This window comes from Chitinibacter fontanus, assembly GCF_013423785.1.
Lineage (GTDB): Bacteria > Pseudomonadota > Gammaproteobacteria > Burkholderiales > Chitinibacteraceae > Chitinibacter > Chitinibacter fontanus.
This window is the reverse complement of the sequence record NZ_CP058952.1, coordinates 3592152-3609973: the sequence shown is the minus strand read 5'-3', so window position 1 is coordinate 3609973 and position 17822 is coordinate 3592152. Positions and strand designations below refer to the sequence as shown.

The 17822-nt window shown below is 48.5% G+C and carries 15 protein-coding genes; 7 read left to right on the top strand and 8 right to left on the bottom strand.

The window, feature by feature from the left end; translation table 11 throughout:
- Positions 1-25: 25 nt before the first annotated feature.
- The 4 genes from HZU75_RS17110 to HZU75_RS17095 form a co-directional block, all read right to left on the bottom strand.
- The gene (locus HZU75_RS17110; RefSeq protein ID WP_180307169.1) at positions 26-682 is read right to left on the bottom strand and encodes an energy-coupling factor ABC transporter permease; all 657 of its coding nucleotides are present in this window, start codon (positions 680-682) and stop codon (positions 26-28) included.
- A 3-nt stretch (positions 683-685) separates the two neighbouring features.
- Positions 686-1333: an alpha/beta hydrolase gene (locus HZU75_RS17105; protein WP_180307168.1), complete on the bottom strand. Its 648-nt coding sequence runs from the start codon at positions 1331-1333 to the stop codon at positions 686-688.
- Between the two features lie 52 nt (positions 1334-1385).
- Positions 1386-1697, bottom strand: a complete 312-nt coding sequence (locus HZU75_RS17100) for a (2Fe-2S) ferredoxin domain-containing protein (protein WP_180307167.1) — start codon at positions 1695-1697, stop codon at positions 1386-1388.
- 72 nt (positions 1698-1769) lie between these two features.
- Complete coding sequence (locus tag HZU75_RS17095) at positions 1770-2852, bottom strand: hypothetical protein (protein ID WP_180307166.1); 1083 nt, start codon at positions 2850-2852, stop codon at positions 1770-1772.
- A gap of 147 nt (positions 2853-2999) precedes the next feature.
- Between HZU75_RS17095 and HZU75_RS17090 the strand changes: the two genes are divergently transcribed.
- Positions 3000-3473 (top strand): WbuC family cupin fold metalloprotein, encoded by a 474-nt coding sequence (locus tag HZU75_RS17090; protein ID WP_180307165.1) that lies wholly within the window; start codon positions 3000-3002, stop codon positions 3471-3473.
- A gap of 58 nt (positions 3474-3531) precedes the next feature.
- Here the strand turns inward: HZU75_RS17090 and HZU75_RS17085 are convergent, their stop codons facing one another.
- Together HZU75_RS17085 and metG are read right to left on the bottom strand one after the other, a co-directional pair.
- Positions 3532-3813 (bottom strand): acylphosphatase, encoded by a 282-nt coding sequence (locus tag HZU75_RS17085; protein ID WP_228028125.1) that lies wholly within the window; start codon positions 3811-3813, stop codon positions 3532-3534.
- 105 nt (positions 3814-3918) lie between these two features.
- Positions 3919-5961 (bottom strand): methionine--tRNA ligase, encoded by a 2043-nt coding sequence (gene metG, locus HZU75_RS17080; RefSeq protein ID WP_180307164.1) that lies wholly within the window; start codon positions 5959-5961, stop codon positions 3919-3921.
- Between the two features lie 142 nt (positions 5962-6103).
- Between metG and HZU75_RS17075 the strand changes: the two genes are divergently transcribed.
- The 5 genes from HZU75_RS17075 (at position 6104) to typA (ending at position 13683) form a co-directional block, all read left to right on the top strand.
- Positions 6104-9991 (top strand): PAS domain-containing hybrid sensor histidine kinase/response regulator, encoded by a 3888-nt coding sequence (locus HZU75_RS17075; RefSeq protein WP_180307163.1) that lies wholly within the window; start codon positions 6104-6106, stop codon positions 9989-9991.
- 28 nt (positions 9992-10019) lie between these two features.
- Positions 10020-10385 (top strand): Hpt domain-containing protein, encoded by a 366-nt coding sequence (locus tag HZU75_RS17070; protein WP_180307162.1) that lies wholly within the window; start codon positions 10020-10022, stop codon positions 10383-10385.
- A gap of 39 nt (positions 10386-10424) precedes the next feature.
- Positions 10425-11054, top strand: coding sequence for a trimeric intracellular cation channel family protein (locus HZU75_RS17065; RefSeq protein WP_228028124.1), 630 nt, complete (start codon positions 10425-10427; stop codon positions 11052-11054).
- Positions 11041-11667: a CoA pyrophosphatase gene (locus HZU75_RS17060; RefSeq protein ID WP_180307161.1), complete on the top strand. Its 627-nt coding sequence runs from the start codon at positions 11041-11043 to the stop codon at positions 11665-11667. Before HZU75_RS17065 ends, HZU75_RS17060 begins: the two co-directional genes overlap by 14 nt.
- Before the next feature lie 198 nt (positions 11668-11865).
- Positions 11866-13683: a translational GTPase TypA gene (typA, locus tag HZU75_RS17055; RefSeq protein ID WP_180307160.1), complete on the top strand. Its 1818-nt coding sequence runs from the start codon at positions 11866-11868 to the stop codon at positions 13681-13683.
- 141 nt (positions 13684-13824) lie between these two features.
- Here the strand turns inward: typA and bamC are convergent, their stop codons facing one another.
- The gene (gene bamC, locus HZU75_RS17050; RefSeq protein ID WP_180307159.1) at positions 13825-14964 is read right to left on the bottom strand and encodes an NlpB/DapX family lipoprotein; all 1140 of its coding nucleotides are present in this window, start codon (positions 14962-14964) and stop codon (positions 13825-13827) included.
- A gap of 27 nt (positions 14965-14991) precedes the next feature.
- Complete coding sequence (gene dapA, locus HZU75_RS17045) at positions 14992-15870, bottom strand: 4-hydroxy-tetrahydrodipicolinate synthase (protein ID WP_180307158.1); 879 nt, start codon at positions 15868-15870, stop codon at positions 14992-14994.
- Positions 15871-16330: 460 nt separating this feature from the next.
- On the opposite strand from dapA, the gene nagE reads away from it, so the two are divergent.
- The gene (gene nagE / locus HZU75_RS17040; protein WP_180307157.1) at positions 16331-17821 is read left to right on the top strand and encodes an N-acetylglucosamine-specific PTS transporter subunit IIBC; all 1491 of its coding nucleotides are present in this window, start codon (positions 16331-16333) and stop codon (positions 17819-17821) included.
- The last annotated feature ends 1 nt before the right edge of the window (position 17822 follow it).

Genomic DNA, 17822 nt, shown 5'->3' with positions numbered 1-17822 from the left:
GCTGATTAGGCTTTCAATTTAGCAGTTAATCACGTTTTTGCAGGTATTTTATATCGTCAAAACTGCATACCCATTGGGGTTGCCAGACTACCAAAATTGTTAGGTTTAAGCCTGTGATAAATGCCTCTGGCCAACCCATCAGAAAATAGTAGGGCAATACCTCTTCAAATAGAAAAGGCCATTCATAGGCGCCTGAAGCAGCCAAAATCAAGCAATGCAGCAGCCCATAGCTCCACATGCTCAGGGCCGCAGCGCAAAAGCAATTGAAAAAAATATACACAAAATAATTGAGCGGGAGTCGTTGTTGTGCCCAGCTCAGTAAGGCGCTAGTTATGAAAATCGGAAGTGCACCCTTTAGTAACCAGATCAGCCCAATACTTTGCCAGTCTAATTTTGCGCTTAAGGCTTGAATGATTAATATGGCCGAAATACTAATCAGTGCGCGCCGCCGACCTGCGATCAAGCACAGAGCGCTGCTGCCGAGGATATGAAAGGCAATGCCTGCTTGCACCTGAGCTTTGAGTTGCCAAAGTAGCAAGATGACCACGCTGGAAGCTAGCCAACTCGTAATGTGATTTGCAGGCGATTGTTGCCAAGGTTCGCGCCGCGCCGATTCGATTACACCAAAACCCATCAGCAGCCAACCGAGCTGGAGCCAAGTATCGGTATACAGCGCGGGCATCAGTTAAAAACGCCAGGCTTTGTCGATGAGCTGAGCGAGTTGGGTGAGGCGCCCATGAAAAAAGTGCCCCACGCCAGGTACCACCAGCACCGGTAATTGCTGGGGTCTGGCCCAATCCAGCACTGCGCCTAGGCTAATCACTTCGTCTTCCTCGCCATGAATCACCAATGTGTCGGCGGGAACGGTGGGGAATTCGTAGCGGCTGACCGCGGGCCCAACCAAAATCATCCCTTCGACTTCGTGCTCACCTAGGCGTTGGCGCAAGCGGCTTTGCACCAGAGTGCCAAATGAAAAGCCTGCCAGCGTTAAGCGGATGATTGCCGGGTTTTCATGGCGCGCAAACGCCAGTACCGCTGCCATATCATCCGGCTCGTGTTCGCCACGACTATGTACGCCATCCGATTTGCCGACACCGCGCAAATTGGGGCAATACACCACATAACCCAGACGCGATAAGGTTTTGGCCAGCGTGTGCACCACTTTATTATTGAAGGTGCCGCCCTCAGTTGGGTTCGGGTGGGCAACTAGTGCAATGCCAACGGTTTCCGACCAGGCCGATTCCAGTTTGAGGCATTCGAGTGTGCCTGCGGGGCCCGCAATATGGACTAAATCGAAAGTTGCTGCTTTGCGGGGTATGTTCGTCGAGGTCATGTCGGTATTGTTTTATGATTAAATACATTGGGTGTGTATGCAGAAGCTCAAACTAAATTTTGAGGCGCTCTACGACGCGTCCATTTACGAGGTGCTCGTTGATGATTTCATCGATGTCGTCTTTGTCGATATAGGTGTACCAGGTTTCTTCCGGATAAATCACAATCACTGGGCCTTCCTCACAGCGCTCAAGACAGCCCGCTTTGTTGATGCGTACTTTGCCGGTGCCGTTTAAGCCGAGTGCTTTAACCCGCTCTTTGGCGTAAGCCCATAATTCGTCAGCACCGCAGCTATTACAGCTTTGGCGCTCGCCGGGTTCGCGTTGATTGAGGCAAAAAAACACATGATGTTGATAAAAACCCATAACAAGTCCTCGGTAGACCACAGGCGAAGTACCAAAAAAAGGAGTCTCACCTGCGGTTGGGGTTTATTGGACTCAAGCGATGCTCGAGCCCAGATTGTGCGCGGTGATAAATAGTGGCAAGCCATCGGTATCGAGCACCGGTTGTACATTGCCGATCATTTTGACCACTTCAACACGGCATTCGCGCATCAGCTCAGCGACGTATTGTTCGATATAGGCCACTTGATCGTTGGCCGCGAGTGGCCATACATAGCCTTCCCAGCGCTCTGGGTCTTCCTGGCTGCTAAAGGTGATGCGAATTTCGGCATTTTCATGCGCCGCAACCGTCACCACTGGCGTGCGCCCGTTGGTGCGAATGCTGCGCAGTGCATTGCTAGTCATCACTTGCAAACGCGTTTCCAGTTGGCAAACTCGGCCGGCGTCTTGTGCTGCCAACCAGCTCATTGGCGCGCGTGGAATTGGAAATAAAGTCACGCCATTAGTTTTGAGGGTGTCGCTAATCAATTGCGCCAAAGGCATGCCCCACGCGCCGACTTGGCCGCCCAGTTTAATCGCTGGTGCAGCATCTTGGTGCTGGATGGCCACGCCGATCAGGTAACGCAGCGCAACCACTTCATCTTTAATCGCAATCGCACTACCGGCCGAATCAATCGGGAAGCGCGCTGCCTCGGTGATAGATTCACGCCATTCGGCAATTTGCGCTGGGTTAATCGCGGCAACCAGATCGGGGGCGAGCAAAGCGCCAGACAAGAAAGCGTCCGCATCGGCAGCGACCACACCGTGCTCACGCAAAATTGCTAGCGCTTGTGCGCCATCAATTTCACTCGGTAGGCTGGTTTCACCTTTAAAACCGGCCACCAGGACCAGTGGAATCGCAAATGGAATGGCGAATTGTTTTGAGGTCGATTGCTCAACTTCATCGCGAATGCATTGCCAGAGCTCAAACCATGCTTCTTGGGATGGCACTTGGGTAATCGCGCCGTTTAAGCCATAGTGATCGCGCGCGGCGAGTAATTCGCCGATTAGCTGGCGCAGGCCTTGGCGTTTGACTGCCACTTGCGCTGCATCACGTTCGGTCATCAGCGACATCAGTTGGCGAATCACTGGATTTTGTGGGTTTACACGAGGGTAGAGGCGAGGATCTGGCAGCGTCATGGCAATGCTTATCGGCGTAAATATTCGAGGTTGCGATTATACCTGTGCTGCTGCTTGATTGTCGCTGCTGCTTGATTGCCCTTGCTGCTGATGTTTGGTGCGCTTCGTGGTTTAATGGCGTCGACCATTTCTGCTCAGGATGTATTCATGGACCAACATAGCTTGCTAGATCAAACCTTAATTACCGATTTGCTCAGTGAGGCCGCCGCGAGCCCACGTCTGCGCAAAAATCGTAACTTTCATCCAGCAGATGATGCGCTATGCCATCGTTTGGCAAATGCTTTGCAGCCGGGTACCTATGTGCATCCGCATCGGCATATGAATGAAAACAAAGCCGAGACCATGATTATGTTGGCGGGTGAACTCGGCGTATTGATTTTTGATGAGGTCGGTTCGGTCGTTGCCAAGCATCATCTCAAGGCGGGTGGCGAGGTGTTTGGTATCAATATCGAGCCAAAAACCTTTCATGCCGTTGTTGCTTTGACGCCCTGTGTGTTTTTTGAAGCGAAAGCGGGGCCGTATATTCCGGTGGCGCCCGAAGAGCTGGCTAGTTGGGCTCCGTCCGCTGGCGATGCTGATAGTGAAAAATATTTGGCTTGGATGGCGGCGCAGTTTGCGTAATACGAAGTGGGTGTATTTTCTTGAAGGCTATTTTGGGTAATATCTGCAGTAATATACCCTAGATAGTCATCATTTCATGAAAGCCGTTGTAGCCTTTAAATTCGACTTTCTGTTTGCTCACCGTATCAACGTGCGCGCCATCCGGGCCGGTTTCTAGCCAGTGCGCCAACTCCGCCAAATCGGCCGAATCGCCTTCGGCCCACACTTCAACCCGACCATCGAGGCGATTGCGCACATAGCCCGCAAGATTGAGCTCTTCAGCCAATTGGCAGGTTGCCCAGCGAAAGCCAACGCCTTGCACCACACCTGAGACAAAAAACAGGTTTGCCATCGTTGCCATTGCGGTTCTCCTTGCGTTGGGATTGGAGTTTTCATTGTAGGAAAAAATGTCAGCAATAAAAAACGGCAGAATAAAATCTGCCGTTTTTTATGGTGCGAACCGAGTTTACTTCACTCGCATGCCTGGCTTAGCGCCGTCGTGTGGTTCAAGAATATACAAGCCGCCATCACCGCCCGCTGCCAGCACCATGCCTTCAGACATGCCAAACTTCATCTTACGCGGTGCGAGGTTCGCCACCATCACGGTGTGCTTGCCGATCAGATCTTCAGGTTTGTAGGCTGATTTGATGCCGGCAAATACATTTCGGGTTTCGTTACCAATATCCAGCGTCAGCTGTAGCAGCTTCTCGGCACCTTCAACATGCTGGGCGTTGGCAATGCGCGCAATGCGCAAATCAACTTTCATGAAGTCATCGATGCTGCAAGTTTCAGCAATCGGTGCGATCTCAAAGCTTGGCGCAGCTTTTTCCGCTACTGGTGCTTCCACCGGGGCGAGCGATTGTTTGTTCTCTTCGACCATGGCTTCGATGTTTTTCGGATCAATGCGCACCATCAAATGGTTGTAGGCATTAATCGTGTGATCAAGCAGCAAGTTTTGCGCGTCCGACCATTGCAAAGGCGCTACATTCAGGAAAGCTTCAACGTCGGTTGCTAGTTTTGGCAACACTGGCTTGAGGTAAATTGTAAGCAAGCGGAAGGCGTTGATCAAAATTGAGCATACGCGTTGGAGCTCGGCTTCACGACCTTCTTGCTTGGCCATTTCCCATGGTTTGTTCTGATCGACAAATTGATTCACTTCGTCGGTCAAAGCCATGATTTCACGAATCGCGCGGCTGTATTCGCGCGCTTCAAAGTGCGCCGCGATTGTTTCTGATGCAGCCTGCAATTTAACGAGTAACTGATCACCCGATAAATCAGCGGCTAATTTGCCTTCAAAACGCTTGGTGATAAAGCCTGCTGCACGGCTGGCGATATTGATGTATTTGCCGATCAAGTCGCTATTGACGCGCGCGGTGAAGTCTTCGAGGTTCAGGTCGATGTCTTCAAAGGTATTCGACAATTTGGCGGCAAAGTAATAACGCAACCATTCTGGATTGAGGTGATTCAGATACGATTCGGCGGTAATAAAAGTGCCGCGCGATTTACTCATCTTCGCGCCGTCAACGGTCAAGAAACCATGCGTGTTGATCGCCGTTGGCGTGCGGTAGCCGGCAAATTCCAGCATCGCGGGCCAGAATAGCGCGTGGAAATACAGAATATCTTTGCCGATGAAATGATACAGCTCGGCAGTTGAATCCTTTTTCCAGTACTCATCAAAATCGATGCCCAGACGGTCGCACAGGTTTTTGTGGCTGGCCATATAGCCGACTGGCGCGTCGAGCCACACGTAGAAATACTTGCCCGGCGCATCAGGAATTTCAAAGCCGAAATAAGGCGCATCACGCGAAATATCCCAGTCGGACAGACCCGACTCGAACCATTCCTGCATTTTATTGGCAGCTTCCGCCTGCAATTTGCCCGGCGTATTGGTCCAGCCTTTCAAGAAGTCTTCGCACTCACCTAGTTTAAAGAAGTAGTGCTCTGATTCGCGCATCTCTGGTGTGGCGCCCGATACGGCCGAGTACGGGTTTTTCAGCTCAGTTGGGCTGTAGGTTGCGCCACAAACTTCACAGTTATCGCCGTATTGATCTTTGGCGTTACATTTCGGGCACTCGCCTTTCACAAAACGATCAGGCAAAAACATGTTTTTGGCTGGATCGTATAGCTGATTAATTGTGCGGCTCACGATTTTGCCGTTGGCGCGCAGTTTTTTATAGATATCGCTGGCAAATTGGCGGTTTTCTTCGCTATTGGTGCTGTAGTAGTTATCAAACCCGACATGAAAGCCCGCAAAATCACGCGAGTGTTCGCCGTGCACACGGGCAATTAAAGCCTCTGGCGTAATCCCTTCTTTTTCTGCACGTAACATAATCGGTGTGCCATGCGTGTCATCAGCGCACACATAGTGACAGGTGTGGCCGCGTAGCTTTTGAAAACGCACCCAAATATCGGTTTGGATGTATTCCACCAAATGGCCGATGTGGATCGCACCATTGGCGTAAGGCAGGGCAGAAGTTACGAGGATTTTACGAGGGCTGGTAGAAGTCATGAATACGCCAAATGAAAGCAAACAATCTGGCGATTATAACCCAGAGTGCTGATTGGCTGGTGGCAGCATTTCGCTGGCTCTAGGCTATAGTGAAGCGAGCTGCATAAGGTGATTTTCAAAAATCCATAGGTGTCTGGTGTGAATGGATAAGGTGATACGCAAATTCTTGTTTAGAACTCGGGTGACCGTTGCCATTGTGATTTTAATTGGCCTAGTGTCATCTTTTTCTGCTTGGTACATCGCTCAGGTACGGGTTCAAGAGCAGGAACAAGTGCGCTTCACGCAGCAGTGTGACGCTATGATCAACAATCTGAGGCTGCGTGTACATAGTCTTGCTTTGGGCTTGAATGGCGCCCGTGTAGTTCCCTTGATGACCAAAGGAGCCTTGCTCCCGAATCATTTTCGCCGTTATATCGAGGGTAGGAATTTACAGGCCGAGTTTCCTGGTGCTTTGGGTTTCGGATTTATCCGTCGAGTAAGTGCAGCTGATGTTGATGTATATCTTGAATTGCAACGCCACTATCGCCCAGAGTTTACTATTCATTCGCTCGACTCCAGTCATTCTGCTGATAAGCATGATCTTTTTGTCGTTGAATACATTGAGCCAATTGATAAAAATCGCGCAGCATTAGGGCTTAATGTGGCTTCAGAGTTGCGTAGAAGAACTGCGGCGATTCGTTCAATGCTGCGTGATGAAATGACGCTCACCGAAGTAATTCATCTTGTTCAGGCAGGAAAAAACGAGCCTGGCTTCTTAATGCTGCTGCCCTATTATTTAGCGCCATTGGAAGGGGCGCAAATAACTACCGACGAGCAGCGCAAGGAATCGTTAATTGGATGGGTATATACCCCCATTCTGGCATCTCAGTTAATGCAAGGTTTGGAAAAATTCTTGCCCGATGAGGCCGATTTTGAAGTGTACTCCGGCAGCAAAGCGGTGCCTGATCAGGTGTTGTATGACCGCGATAACCACGTTTCGCGCAAAGACTCATTTTTAGCTTCAGAACGTAAGTTTTATCGGCAAAGCCATGTTGAGTTGGGGGGGCAGATTTGGACGGTGGATATCAGTGCTGTTGATGTAAAGCATGACTTGCAATATTGGTTGCCAATGGCCGTGCTGGCTTTAGGGCTATGCATGACTAGTCTGTTGGCTATTTTATTGCTGAATATGGCTAAAACCCGCAATCGAGCCCTAATTCTTGCGGATGAAATGTCGCAAACTGCACGCCAGCGTGAATTACAGATTAATGCTATGTTTGATAGCACGCCCGATGCAATTGTTCTTGCCGATAATAATGGGCGCATTCTCAGTGCTAATCATGCTTTGGAACATATTTTTGGCTATTCATCGGTAGCCCTTTTGGGGGCTAATGTAAGTATTTTGATGCCAGCTGAGCACGCCCGTGATCACGATGCGCACATTAAAAAATATCAAAAACATGGCCCTTCATCAGTAATGGGCAAAGGGCGGGCGTTGTGGGGCAAGAAAGCCAACGGTGAACTTTTTCCGATTGAAATCAGTTTAAACCGCTTTGATTTCGAGGGGAGAACCCATTTAGTCGCACAAATTAGCGATATTACTCAGCGATATGCTGCTGAACAGGCTCTGCGTAATAGTCAGCGTCAGTTACGCATGATTTTGGAGTGTTCGGGTTTGGGGACTTGGGATCTGAATCTGCAAACAGAAGCGGTAGTTTTTGGTGGGACCTGGGGCGAGATGCTGGGGTATGAAACCCCACATATAGTTCCATGTTTGGCTTCGTGGAAAAATTTAGTTCACCCCGATGATCTTGAGCTAGCGAATGCAGTTTTGACGGCGCATATCAATCAAAAAATTGATTTCTATAGCTGTGAAATGAGGATGAGAACGGCCTCCGGTGCGTGGAAATGGATTTTGACCGTGGGGCGCGTGTATGAGCGGGACGAACAAGGTCAGGTTGTGAGTATTGCAGGGATTCATCTGGATATTGATAGTCGCAAACAAAACGAGCTGATGCTTTTACGGCGGGAAGCTGAGTTAGCACGGTTGCAAAGCCAATTAAGCGGGGTAATTAATTCTGCTACCGAAGTGAGCATTATTAGTACCGATACGCAGGGTGTTATTCGATTATTCAGCCCCGGCGCGGAGCGCATGGTGGGCTATAGTGCTGCAGAAATGCTTAATGTGCAGTCTCCCGCGATATTGCATTTGCCTGCTGAGCTTGCTGCTAGGGCGGAGCAAATTAGGGAGCAAACAGGACGCGTAGTCGAAGGGTTTGATGTGTTCGTGTTTTTTGCCAAACAAGGCTTAAGTGATACAAACGATTGGACTTATGTGTGTAAAAACGGAACGCAGATTCAAGTTAGATTGTCGGTCACCGCCATCTTGGACGATGCTGGTGAAGTAAATGGTTATGTTGGCGTAGCAATTAATGTCACAGAGCAAAAAAGATTGAATGAAGCAATGGCGACGGCCAAAGAGATGGCTGAGTCGGCCAATCGAGCAAAAAGTGATTTTTTGGCCAATATGAGCCATGAAATTAGGACGCCAATGAATGCTGTTATTGGGTTTTCAAATTTACTTGCCGACACCGGCTTAACGCCAGTCCAGCTTGAATATGTCAATTCAATTGAGCAGTCTGGTGAGGCGTTGCTGAACTTGATCAACGATTTGCTGGATTTTTCGAAAATTGAGGCTGGTCACTTGGAGTTAGAGACCATCGAGTTTGATTTGCGACATACCTTTGAGGGCGCTTTAGATATTGTTTCTGAGAAGGCCGGTCGGCAAGGTTTGGATTTGGCTTGTTTAATTGAGCCCTCCGTTCCTAAAAAGCTGATTGGTGATCCTGCTCGTTTACGCCAGATCATGCTGAATCTACTCAATAATGCAATCAAATTCACACCTGCGGGCGAGGTCGTTGTGCGCGTGAGTGCGGTTTCATTAACACAAAGCTTGTGTCGTGTACGGGTGACTGTCAAGGATACCGGCATAGGTTTAACTGCTCAGGGTAAAGATAAATTATTTAAGCCTTTTACTCAGGCCGATAGCTCTACAACGAGAAAATTTGGTGGTACCGGTCTCGGGTTGTCGATTTGCAAGCGCTTAGTCGAAGCAATGAATGGCCTGATTGGGGTTGAGAGCACGCTGGGTGAAGGAGCTCTGTTTTGGTTTGAGATTGAGTTAGGGCTGGGCGTTGATGAAGTCTCCGAGCCAAGTATTTCGGTAAACTTAAGTGGCTCTCGTGTTTTGGTTGTTGATGATTTTGCTGCAAATAGAGAATTACTGACATTGCAATTGGAGGCTATTGGCGTACAGGCTAGTTGTGTGAGTCGACCGGCTGAGGCCCTCGATTTATTGCGTGCCAACACTGGTTTTGCAGTGGCCGTGATTGATATGCAGCTACCCGAGATGGATGGTTTGGCGCTGGCAAACGAGCTGCATTCAATTGCAGGGTATGAGCAGTTGCCATTGATTTTATTGACCTCCATGGCGGTGCAAGGGCTTGCTGCAGACGCCAAAGCTGCTGGTTACTCAGCCTTTTTGACTAAACCCATTCGGCAGAATCAACTGTATTTTGCGTTGGAAGAGGCGCTTAAAATGCGGCATGTTGCCATTGAAGATAAGCAATTGGTGACAGTGCATTTAATGCAAGAGCAGTTGGCTGCACAAAAGCCGTATGTGTTACTGGCTGAGGATAATCCAATCAACCAAAAAGTTGCAGTGCTTATGTTGGAAAAATTGGGCTGCCGAGTTGATGTTGCGGCGAATGGCTTAAGTGCATTTGAGGCGGCGCAACAGCATAGCTATGATTTGGTGCTGATGGACTGCCAAATGCCTGAAATGGATGGTTTTGCGGCAACGCGTGCTATACGTGCGCTAGGGGCTGGTTTTACCGTGTTACCCATTGTTGCGCTGACAGCCAATGCGTTTCAATCGGATATTGACGAGTGCATGCAGGCGGGAATGAATGACTTTGTTTCCAAGCCGATACGCGCGGATGAATTGCAACGCGTATTAATAAGATGGTCAGTTCAAGAAAAACAAAAGTAACACACTCAGACAGATAGGAGCATAAAGAATGGATGGAGATTTGGCGGCGGTTGTACAACAAGAATTGATTGATATTGAAACGATGTTTAATGAGTTAAAGAATGCTGTGGGTATGGACATGCGAGATGAGCTGCTCGCGTTGTTTTACCCGACACTCGACGAGTGTCTGCTTGGGCTTGATGAATCTGTTGCCACGCTAGATAAGGAGCAGATCATTAGCTTCGCTCATAAACTGAAAGGTGCTGCGGGGCAATTGGGGGCAACACAAATTTCGCTTAGCAGCAAAAATATTGAACAATCTGCCAAGAAAGATGAATTTGCATCAATGAGTTCGCAATTGACTCAGCTTAAAGTGTTGGCTACAGCAGTAAGGGCAAGCTTGATAAGTGCTTAGCGCCAGAGCTGTAAGATTTAATTATTAAAGGGCAAGGCATTGTTGTTACCTGAGTTTACTTGGCTGTATTTAATTGGTACTGCATCGTTCACTGTTTCAGGCTATCTGATTGGTGCGCAAAAACGCTTTGATGTGCTGGGGGTGGTGATTTTGGCTCTGCTGACTGCCATTGGTGGCGGTATGATCCGTGATGTGCTGGTGAATCAAGTTCCGCGGGTTTTTGTTGATCACGGGCCTTTTTGGACTATTTTTCTGACATTGCTAGTGGCATGGGTGATTAAGTTACATCAACGAAATCGAGGTATGTTGCGCAAGCTATTTATTGTTGCCGATTCAATTGGTTTGGTGGCGTTTAGTATTGCTGGCGCACAAGTTGCGATGTCGATGGATTTAAACCTGTTTGGTGTTTGTGTCTTGGCTTTTGTGACTGCTGTTGGTGGTGGTTTGGTGCGAGATATGATGGTTAATGATGTGCCGTTTATTTTGCATGAAGATTTTTATGGTACGGTGGCCATTGTAGTCGCGGTGCTATTTTATTTTGCGCAACAGCTTGGTTTGACGGCTGCGGTTTGGGTTTGGGGTTTGTTCATTGTTGGTTTGCTGTTGCGTCTGGTGGCTCACTGGCGTGATTTAAGCTTGCCCAAAGTAGATGCAAATGCTGCCGACTGACCCAGAGGTTTTAATTCCATGGTTGCAGGCCCGTTTAGCTGCCATTAAGCCTAGTTCAGTTTCGGCAGACCATCCGCATGTCCGCGTTGAGCGCAAAGCAGCGGTGCTTATTGGTATGGTTTTGCATCCGCAGCAGGTGACTGTTTTATTTACGCAGCGGGCTCAGCATCTATCCGTTCATGCGGGTCAAGTTAGTTTCCCTGGTGGCGCCATTGAGTTGACTGATGTGGATGCGGTTGATGCTGCGCTGCGTGAAACTGAAGAAGAAGTTGGAATTCCCCGTGCGTGGATTTGCCCCTGCCATACTCTGGGTGAGTATCGCACTATCAGTGGTTTTGCCGTAACGCCGGTATTGGCAACTTTGGAGCCGAACTATCCGGTACAAGCAGATGCCAATGAAGTGGCCGAGGTATTTGAGTTGCCCTTAGATGTCGTATTGAACCCTGCTCGTTATGAAAGGCGCTGGATTGAGCGACCTGAGGGTAAGGGTGTTACACATTTTTTAGAGCATGATGGCCGGGTGGTTTGGGGGGCGACGGCGGGTATGTTGTTGCAACTATCTGCCTCATTGGGTTTGCCTGGCATACCTGTCGACAAAACCAACGGCGGCTGACTTTTGGAAGGCGCCTGTTGGTCTGCTGTCCTGGTTGCTTGGTTCAGGGCATTATGTTTAAGTCGTTTTGTTATGCCGTTGGTCACTTTTTTTTATGTGTTTCTGCCGTTTTTTCTCCTTCAAGCTTGACGAGTGCTCTGAATTGTCACTTAAGCGTGATACAATCCGCCACTTTCGCAAATAGCCCACAGTCCAAACATGACCCGTGCACTTCGTAACGTCGCCATTATCGCCCACGTCGATCATGGTAAAACCACGCTGGTAGACCAGCTTTTGCAACAAGCCGGTACGTTCCGCGCTAACCAACAAGTCGCTGAGCGCGTAATGGATAGCAACGATCTTGAAAAAGAGCGTGGCATTACCATTCTGGCTAAAAATACAGCCATCGAATACAACGGCACGCACATTAATATCGTTGACACACCGGGTCACGCGGACTTCGGCGGTGAAGTTGAACGTGTATTGGGCATGGTTGACGGCGTATTGCTGCTGGTTGATGCTGTTGAAGGTCCAATGCCACAAACACGCTTTGTAACAAAGAAAGCGCTGGCTTTAGGTCTGAAACCTATCGTTGTAATCAATAAAATTGACCGCCCAGGTGCGCGTCCTGACTGGGTTCATGACCAAGTATTCGACTTGTTCGATAAGCTCGGTGCAACTGATGACCAGCTCGATTTCCAAATGATTTACGCTTCAGGTTTGAATGGCTTTGCCAAGCTGAACTTGGAAGAAGAATCAGACAATATGCGCCCATTGCTAGATCTGCTGGTTTCAGCCGTTCCTAGCCCTCCAGGCGATTCTGATGCACCGTTGCAGTTACAAATTTCTGCCCTTGATTATTCAACATTCACCGGCCGTCTCGGGATTGGTAAGGTAATCAATGGTCGCATCAAACCTGGCCAGCAAGTGGTTGTAATGAATCACGATGATCAAGTTTCATCGGGTCGTATCAATCAAGTTCTGGGCTTTAAAGGTCTGGAGCGTATCCCTGTTGAGCAAGCCGAAGCGGGCGATATCATTATTATTTCTGGTCTGGATGAGATCGGCATTGGCGTTACCATTTGCGATAAAGACAATCCAGTTGGTTTGCCAGTATTGGGTGTGGATGAGCCAACGCTAACAATGGACTTTATGGTGAATACTTCACCATTGGCCGGTACTGAAGGCAAATTTGTAACTAGCCGTCAAATCCGTGACCGCCTGCAAAAAGAATTGCTGGTGAACGTGGCATTGCGCGTTGAAGATACTGATGACACCGACGTGTTCCGTGTTTCTGGTCGCGGCGAACTGCATTTGACAATTTTGCTGGAAAACATGCGTCGTGAAGGCTTTGAAATGGCTGTAGCTAAACCGCGTGTTGTGTACAAAGATATTAACGGTGTTAAATGTGAGCCGTACGAAAATCTGACCATCGACTTGGAAGATGAGCACCAAGGTGGTGTTATGGAAGAAATCGGTCGTCGCCGTGGCGAATTGACCAATATGGTGTCTGATGGTCAAGGTCGTACCCGTCTGGAATATCATGTTCCAGCGCGTGGCCTGATCGGCTTCCAGGGCGACTTCATGACCTTGACTCGCGGTACTGGCTTGATGAGCCACGTATTTGACGACTATGCGCCAGCAAAAGCTGACATGCCAGGTCGTCATAATGGCGTGCTGATTTCGCAGGATAATGGCGAAGCAGTTGCTTACGCATTGTGGAAACTGGACGATCGTGGCCGTATGTTTGTTAGCCCTGGCGACAAACTGTATGAAGGTATGGTGATCGGTATTCACAGTCGTGATAATGACCTCGTTGTGAACCCAATTAAAGGTAAGCAGCTGACCAACGTTCGTGCCTCAGGTACAGACGAAGCGGTTCGTTTGACGCCGCCTGTTAAGTTGACGCTTGAATCAGCAGTTGAATTTATCGCTGATGATGAATTGGTGGAGATTACGCCAAAATCAGTTCGTATTCGTAAGCGTTTCCTGACTGAAAACGAACGTAAACGTAATTACAAAGCATCATCTAACTGAGCATAGTCTGCCGGTTTTAATTAAAAAGCCAATCACGTAGGTGATTGGCTTTTTTGTTGGCTGGCTAACGGTAGGTATGCGAAAAAGGGGTGTGTTGCGCTTGGTTTGCGCAGCCATACCCCTTTGAGTTTTTGCTGTGACTTATTTTAGTTGCAGTAATAAATCATTAAGGATTTTCTTTTGAACTGCTGGGTCAATTGCGCCATCTTTGCTGGATAAGCTCAGTAGCGTTTTGCCATTTGCCTCACTCAGTTTGATATCGTAAGTCTGACCGACCGATTGCTTGACGGTGTCTTTTGAATCGGCTTTTTTCCAGAATGCTAATGAGCTGAAGTAGTTGGTTTCAGCTTCTTTGTCGATATCCGTAGCCGCGCGCTGTACGGTATAGACGCCGGCACTACGATTGCGGTCTTGTACGTTGTAGCCAATGCGGTCAAATGCAAGGCCTACGCGTCGCCATGCACGATCAAAGCTGTCGGTAATTTCAATACTTTGACCCGAGCTGCTTAATGCTGCACGGCTAGGTACTTTTACGGCTTGCTTGGCTTCCGCTTGAGCTACTTCTTTCTTCACGCCCAGACTTTGTAGCATTAAGCCCATGATTTCGGCTTCTAGTTCTGGCTTGGGCTCACTTGGCGTCCAAACTGAACCATTCCATTGCTTGCTTTGTGCTTCGCCCTCTTTGAATACTTCAGTCATGCCACGGTGAGTGACATAAATATTGACAACACCAGGCTTGCTGCTTCGCTCAATGCGGGCACGGTATTTATCAAGGGTGTCTGTGGAAATGAACTGATCTGCGACTTTTCTGAAAAGATTGGTCATGAAATCGGTTGGTAAATTGGCGCGATTCTCTAGCCAATCGGTTTCCATAACACCAATAGTTGGGTTTTCTGTGGTGAGAATAAACCCGTTGGCTAACCAGAAGTCTTTTATATCTTCCCAAGCTTTTTCAGCGGGTATTTGTGCTTCAATGAAGCGAATGCCATCCTGCGTCACAATTCGAGCATTCCCATATTGTGGAAGTACTTCTTGCCCGCTTTGGGTTTTTGCTGGAGCTACTGTCTGTGCTGCAGTGGCGGTATTGGGTGTGCTGTATGTGCCGTTCGGCGTGATTGCAGTGAGGTCAGGTGGGACCTCTAGCGCATTTTTATTCACATTATCGCTGCCGCTGCGATAGTCCACTTTACTTGAGAGTAATGATTGATCGGTCGAGCAGGCCGACAGCAGGCAGATTAGTGTCGTTGCTAAGGTGATTTTTTTTAGGTGAGTCGGTTGCATTGTTCTAACCCAAGTTGGCACTAATTGTTAGTTAATCAAGCCAGCGGTTTGCATGGCTTCACGTACGATTGGCTGCGCGCTTTCGCTGAGGCGAGTCAGTGGTAAGCGGATACCCGCAGGAATTTTCTGCATGGTTTCCAGTGCCCATTTTACTGGGATTGGATTTGCTTCAATAAATAAGTGCTTGTGAAGGCCTTGCAGTGTGTCATTGATTGATTTGGCTGTGTCAATCTGGCCGTTCAGTGCGGCTTGGCACATTTGGCTCATTGCGTTTGGGGCTACGTTTGCAGTGACTGAAATTGTGCCATGACCACCAATTAGAATAAACGGCAAGGTCGAAGCGTCATCTCCGCTGTAAATCGCAAAATTGGCGGGTGCACGTTTGACTAAGTCAGCTGCGCGTTCCATGTTGCCGGTTGCGTCTTTGATGCCGACGATGTTGGGTAGTTTTGCCAGTTCTAATGCAGTGTCGTTGCTCAAATCACATGCAGTTCGTCCGGGAACGTTATATAGCAGTGTCGGTAGGGCGGTGTTTTCGGTAATGGTCTTAAAGTGCTGATACAGACCAGTTTGCGTTGGTTTGTTGTAGTACGGGACAACGCTCAGGCCAAAATTAGCGCCGACGGCGAGTGCTTGATTTGAGAGGTGAATAGCTTCGCGGGTCGAGTTTGCACCAGTGCCGGCAATGACTGGCACACGACCAGCAGCTTGCTCTACCACAGTGCGAACGACTGCGATGTGCTCTTCAACGTCAACCGTAGGTGATTCACCGGTTGTGCCAACCGCCACAATGCCGCTGGTGCCTTGCTCAATATGCCAATCAACTAGTTTTCGTAACGTAGGGAAATCAATTTCTCCGTTCACATCCATTGGAGTGACGAGCGCAACAAGGCTACCTGTGAGCATGAGTGGGAAACCAATTACAGAAAAGAAACTATTCTAACCGAAGCACTAGCGGCGTGAAACAGCGTTTGCGCAGACTTTTAACGTTTTGCCCCGAATGTGTAGTTATTCAGTGGTTCCAGCTGCTCTTCAGTGTAAAGAAATGTTGCAAAGTATTAAGAAGGTGGCTCATGGATTGTAATTATTGAGCGATCTCAAGATCATGTCGCTACAGGTTGTGAGAATCTGACTGTATTAAGTAAGGATGGTGACGGGGCTGGTTGCGCAGTGTGTTTTTGCAATGTGTTTTCTGTCGCGCACATGTTGTTACTTAAACATTGCCTAATATTGCAATGACAGTTAATAATCGGCATACCAGTGTGATTTCTTAAGCATGCTTATGAAATTCTAAGGTTGGAGTCGTAATACCATGTCAGCTTCGGCTGATTTATAAAAATCATTGAGTCATTTAAAGGTGAACAAGATGAACATTCTGGGTTATTTACAAAAAATCGGCCGGTCGCTGATGGTTCCGGTAGCAGTTTTGCCGGCCGCCGCGATTATGCTAGGGGTGGGTTACTGGCTTGACCCTGCAGGTTGGGGTTCAAATAGTCAGTTGGCAGCTTTCTTGGTAAAAGCTGGCGCTGCAATTATCGACAAAATGCCAATTTTGTTTGCAGTTGGTGTTGCGTACGGTATGTCTAAAGATAAAGATGGCGCTGCAGCATTGGCCGGTCTAGTGGGTTACTTAGTAGTGACAACTCTCTTGTCACCAGGCGCAGTATCGCAAATTGAAGGCATTAAGCCTGAAGATGTGCCTAAAGCATTCGGCAAAATCGAAAATGCCTTTGTGGGTATTTTGGCTGGTGTAATCGCGGGTGAAATCTACAACAAGTTTAGCCAAGTTGAGCTGCACAAAGCCCTGGCATTCTTCAGTGGTCGTCGCTGCGTGCCAATCATTACATCTGTAGTGATGATCGTGGTTTCTTTTGTGCTGATGGCTGTTTGGCCAGTGATTTACAATGCACTGGTTAACTTCGGTTTGGCAATTAAAGACTTGGGCGCTGTAGGTGCAGGTATCTATGCATTCTTCAACCGCTTGTTGATTCCAGTTGGTCTGCACCACGCTCTGAACTCTGTGTTCTGGTTTGACGTTGCAGGCATCAACGATATTCCTAACTTCTTGGGTGGTGCTAAGTCACTGGCAGAAGGCAAGGCTGTTGCTGGTGTTACTGGTATGTACCAAGCTGGTTTCTTCCCTGTGATGATGTTCGGTTTGCCAGGTGCTGCATTGGCAATCTACCACACAGCTAAACCAGCAAATAAAGCTGCCGTTGCCTCAATTATGGGCGCTGCTGCAGTAACTTCATTTGTAACTGGTGTAACTGAGCCGCTCGAATTCTCATTCATGTTTGTTGCGCCGCTGCTGTTTGTGGTTCACGCATTCTTGACTGGTGTTTCTGTATTCTTGGCTGCGCAAATGCAATGGATTTCTGGCTTTGCATTCTCAGGTGGCTTTATCGATATGTTCTTGTCGTCGCAAAACCCATTGGCTGTTAAATGGTACATGCTGATCGCGCAAGGTCTGGTGTTCTTCGCCATCTACTACTTCGTGTTTCGTGCTGCAATTACCGCGCTGAATCTGAAAACGCCTGGTCGTGAAGATGAAGTTGCTGGTGAAGCTGCTGCAGCTCCTGCTGCTTCAACTGCTGCTGGTGATGTGGCGCAATTAGGTGCTGCCTACGTAAACGTAGTTGGCGGTGCTGCAAACATCACTAATATTGATGCGTGTATCACTCGTCTGCGTCTTTCTGTGAATGATGCTGATCTGGTTGATGAAGCGGCTGCTAAACGCCTTGGCGCAAGCGGTGTGATCAAACTGAACAAGCAGAGCGTGCAAATTATCGTTGGGCCAAAAGCTGAGTTGATTGCTGACCAGTTGCGTGCCAATGTAGGCGTAGCTGCAAAAAAGTAAC